General features: G+C 47.5%; 2 protein-coding genes. Both read left to right on the top strand.

Features of this window, described 5'->3' with window-relative positions; all coding sequences use genetic code 11:
- Positions 1-504, top strand: a 504-nt coding sequence (locus tag B5F25_RS20855) for a PD-(D/E)XK nuclease domain-containing protein (RefSeq protein WP_206423577.1), incomplete at its 5' end; no start/stop codon positions are given.
- 14 nt (positions 505-518) lie between these two features.
- On the top strand, positions 519-1,147 hold a 629-nt coding region (locus B5F25_RS20850), incomplete at its 3' end, for an AAA family ATPase (RefSeq protein ID WP_162614477.1).

Genomic DNA, 1,147 nt, shown 5'->3' with positions numbered 1-1,147 from the left:
GACTATTTCAAGCCCCAACGGGAAAATGTAAACAGTTGGATACAAGACCTTATCGATGCGCTGGAGGAAGGTGATACAGACAAGCTGCATAAGCTGTTCACCTCCTTCCTTGCCGACATCCCCTACACCATGCGTCGCAAGCAGGACGAGAGGGAAAGGGAGCGTTATTTCCACTATACGTTCTACCTGATATTCCGCCTGGTCAGCGTCTACACGGTCTATACCGAAAAGGAACAGAGCGAAGGACGGGTGGACTGCATCGTAGAGACACCCGATTACGTCTATATCTTCGAATTTAAGCTGGACGGTTCGGCAGATGAAGCCCTAAAGCAGATAGAGGAAAAAGGCTACGCACGCCCGTATGCTTCCGATAAAAGACCGGTATATAAAATAGGCGTCAGCTTTTCATCGGAAACCGGAACCATTGACGGCTGGAAAGTGCAAAGCGAACGTTTCAAGCAGCATACCTTTTTCAATAATCTCCATAAACAAGAAATTCCATAAGAATATACGCTATGATGAAATACCCGATAGGCATACAGAGTTTTGAGAAAATGATAACAGAAGGATACTGTTATGTAGACAAAACGGATTTACTCTACCAACTGGTAAAGGAAGGTGTGATTTATTTCCTCAGCCGTCCGAGACGGTTCGGGAAAAGCCTGCTTGTGTCCACCCTGAAGAACTATTTCTTAGGTAGGAAAGAACTGTTCAAGGGGCTTGCCATCGAGAAGCTGGAAACGGAATGGAAAGAATATCCCGTATTCCACATCGACTTCAACGGAAGCAACTTCACCGTTCCGGGAACGTTGGAAAAGAAACTGGAAGGATACATTGCCGGTTGGGAAGCCCAATACGGGAAAAGCACTTATCTGACGGATGTGGGAGACTGCTTTGCCTACGTGCTCAAACAGGCTCACAAACAATCGGGTAGACGTTGTGTGGTGTTGATTGACGAATACGACAAGCCTATCCTGGACGTGCTTGATACGGGCATTAAGGGAGAACAGGAGGAAATGTTGCTGGAAGACCGGAACCGGGAAGTGCTGAAAGGATTCTATTCGGTATTCAAGGCTGCGGACGATGACCTGCAGTTCGTCTTGCTCACCGGAGTTACCAAGTTCTCGCAGGTAAGCGTGTTCAGCGG

This window comes from Bacteroides sp. An19 (assembly GCF_002160215.1).
GTDB lineage: Bacteria > Bacteroidota > Bacteroidia > Bacteroidales > Bacteroidaceae > Phocaeicola > Phocaeicola intestinalis.
This window is presented reverse-complemented; position numbering and strand designations above follow the sequence as displayed.